Annotated in this window: 2 protein-coding genes and 2 pseudogenes; 2 read left to right on the top strand and 2 right to left on the bottom strand. The window is 67.6% G+C overall.

Translation table 11 applies throughout. The features are described 5' to 3' along the window. Together LQV45_RS22330 and LQV45_RS22325 are read left to right on the top strand one after the other, a co-directional pair. Positions 1-230, top strand: a pseudogene (locus LQV45_RS22330) (mannose-6-phosphate isomerase, class I); the annotation flags it as partial. A gap of 4 nt (positions 231-234) precedes the next feature. Beyond that, entirely contained in the window at positions 235-1,206 is a 972-nt protein-coding gene (locus LQV45_RS22325; protein ID WP_230008873.1) for a peptidoglycan bridge formation glycyltransferase FemA/FemB family protein, read from the top strand. 82 nt (positions 1,207-1,288) lie between these two features. Here the strand turns inward: LQV45_RS22325 and galE are convergent. Next, positions 1,289-2,255, bottom strand: a pseudogene (gene galE / locus LQV45_RS22320) (UDP-glucose 4-epimerase GalE). Positions 2,256-2,407: 152 nt separating this feature from the next. Then, positions 2,408-3,271, bottom strand: an 864-nt coding sequence (glpX, locus tag LQV45_RS22315; protein ID WP_230008872.1) for a class II fructose-bisphosphatase, incomplete at its 5' end; no start/stop codon positions are given.

Raw genomic sequence — 3,271 nt, 5'->3', positions numbered from 1 at the left:
TTGTTGTGGCGCCCGGCGCGGAGCCCGTCCCGTTGGCGCAGTCCGGTGCCGCCGTCGTCATTGTCACCCACGGCTCCGTCCGCCTCGACTCCCCCAAGGGCGAGCTCCGGCTGGAAAGGGGCGCCAGTGCCTTCCTGCCCGCCGCCGAGGCACCGGTCAATGTCCACGCCGTCTCCGGCGCCACCGGCCCCGCCCTGGCATTTGCCGTCACCACCGCATTGGAAGCCTGACACCATGGATTATTTCCTGCAGAGCCCGCAGTGGGCACAGTTCCAGCGTTCGCTGGGACGCACCGTCCACGAACAGTCCGGGCCCGGGTGGCGCTTCCTTGCGGTGGAGGAATCCAATCCGGCCGGTAAACTGCTGTACTCCCCGTACGGCCCGGTCGCCGAGTCACTGGCAGCGTTCGACGCCGCACTGGCGGCCCTGACGGACCTCGCCCGGACCAGCGGGGCCGTGTTTGTCCGGGTTGAGCCGGTCACCGCAGGATTCACCGCAGCCGAAGCCGACTCGGTACTCCGCAGCCGCGGCCTGCAGCCGGCCCCGGCCAGCCAGCAGCCCGAGCTCAGCTGGATTGTGGACCTCGACCGGGATTTCAAGGACGTCCTGGCGGATATGAAGCCGGCGAACCGGAACCTGTTCCGCAACATCCACAAGAAGGGCGTGAGCTTCCGCTCCAGCCAGGATCCGGCAGAGATCGCCGTCCTCCTGGAGTTCTTGCACATGACGGCCGCCCGCAACGGCTTCAAGCCGCAAAGCGACGAATACCTGACCCAGGTGGCCCTCTCGCTGATGCCGGCCGGCGCGGCGACGCTGTTCATCGCGGAGCTCGACGGCCACCCCATCGCCGCAGCCCTGGCCTACGACTCGGCCGACACCCGGACCTACGCGCACGCCGCCCTGGACGACACCCACCGCAAACTCAGCGCGGGCATCCCCCTGCTTGTCACCTTGATCGCGGACGCCCAGGCGAAGGGCCTCAAGCACGTGGATCTCTGGGGCGTGGCGCCGGAGGACCAGCCCGACCACAAATGGGCCGGGTTCACGGCGTTCAAGAAGTCGTTCGGGGGCCGCGGGATCGCGTATCCCGGAACGTGGGACCTGCCGGTCCGGAAGGTGCGCTACGGCAGCTACCAGCTGGCCCGCAAAGGCGCCCAGCTCGCGAAGAAGCTGCGCGCCCGGTCCCGGGCCCTCGCAAACCGCTAAGGGCCCAGCAGGCGGCACCGGCCACCGGGTCGCCCCGGCCAGCCGGGCCGCTGTTTCCCGGTGGCCGGTGTTGGTGGGGGCGTTAGTTGGCCGTAATGGCGTGCCGCTGGTCGTCGTAGGCGCTGGCCACCATCTGCTCCACGGAGTGCCGCATCTTCCAGTCGAGATCGCGGGCGGCCAGCGTGCCGTCGGCCACGATCCGGTCCGGATCCCCTGCCCGCCGCGATTTCGGGTTCGAAATCGATCCCCGTGACGTCGGCCATCGCCGTCATGATCTGGCGCACGGACAGCCCGTCCCCGGATCCGAGGTTGTACACCCGCTCCAGCGGCTTGCCCGCCTCGAGCGCCTGGGCGGCGGCCACATGCGAGGTGGCCAGGTCCGCCACGTGCACGTAGTCGCGCACGCAAGTTCCGTCCGGCGTGTTGTAGTCGATGCCGTTGATGCGCGGCGTCTTACCGGCCGTGAGCGCCCGCAGCACGATCGGGAAAAGGTTGTGGGGGCTGGTGTCGTAAAGCTCGGGCGCACCTGAGCCGACCACGTTGAAATACCGCAGCGAGGTGTGGCTCAGGCCCCGGGCCCTGCCCTGGTCACGGATCAGCCACTCGCCGATGAGTTTGCTCTCGCCGTAGGGCGATTCCGGGTTGGTGGGCGTCGCTTCGGTGACGATGTCGCCGGTGGGCGTGCCGTAGGTGGCCGCGGACGAGGAGAACACCAGTTTGTCGACGCCGGTGAGCTCCATGGCCTTGAGCAGTTGCGCGGTGCCCGTGACGTTCTGTTCATAAGTCAGCAGCGGCTCCTGGACGGAAACCCCCGCGTACTTGAAACCGGCCAGGTGGATCACCCCGGTCACCGCGTGCTCCCGCAGCGTACGGGCCACGAGGTCGGCGTCGAGGATGCTGCCATGGATGAACGGCACATCGGCCGGCACGAACTCACGGTGCCCGCTGGAGAGGGAGTCAATCACCACCGGCTGAATCCGGGCACCGCGCAAAGCGGAAACCACATGAGAACCGATATATCCTGCACCGCCAGTTACGAGCCACGTCATGGCTCCACCCTATCTAATCCCACGGGCCCCGGCCGCCGCACCGCAATAGACACGTCATCATGCACCTGGTTTAAGACGACGAATCCCGGACCGCGGAGGCGGCCCGGGATTCGCTGTGCTCTATCGTGCAGTTCAGTGTTGCCGTTCAGGTGCTAGCTCCTGCGGGCGTAGCCTTCCCACTTGCTGGCCTGGTGTTCGCCGTCGACAAAGCGGATCGTGCCGGACTTGGAGCGCATCACGATGGACTGGGTGAGGACCTTGTCCTTGGAGTAGCGGACGCCCTTGAGGAGGTCGCCGTCGGTGATGCCGGTGGCCGCGAAGTAGCAGTTGTCGCTGGAGACGAGGTCGTTGGTCGAGAGCACGCGCTCCAGATCGTGGCCGGCGTCGATCGCCTTCTGCTTCTCTTCGTCGCTCGTGGGCCACAAGCGGCCCTGGATGACGCCGCCGAGGGACTTGATGGCGCAGGCCGCGACGATGCCTTCCGGGGTTCCGCCGATGCCCATGAGGGCGTCGACTCCGGTGCCGGCACGCGCAGCGGCGATGGCCCCCGCGACGTCGCCGTCCATGATGAACTTCGTGCGGGCGCCGGCTTCGCGGATTTCCTCCACGAGGGGGCGGTGCCGGTCGCGGTCCAGGATCATGACGTTGAGCTGGTTGACCTTGACGCCCTTGGCCTTGGCGATCAGGTGCAGGTTCTGCTTGACCGGCAGACGCAGGTCCACCATGTCGGCCGCTTCCGGGCCGGTGACGAGCTTTTCCATGTAGAACACGGCGGAGGGATCGAACATGGAGCCGCGTTCGGCCACGGCCAGGACGGCCAGGGCATTGTTGATGCCAAGGGCGGTCAGCCGGGTTCCGTCGATGGGGTCGACGGCGACGTCGCACTCGGGGCCGGTGCCGTCACCGACGTGCTCGCCGTTGAACAGCATCGGGGCTTCGTCCTTCTCACCCTCACCGATGACAACGACGCCGTTGAAGTGCACGGTCTGCAGGAAGGAGCGCATGGCGTCCACGGC

It is taken from the genome of Microbacterium sp. Bi128, from assembly GCF_918698205.1.
The sequence above is the reverse complement of the archived record's forward strand: the minus strand, read 5'-3'. Positions and strand labels throughout refer to the sequence as shown.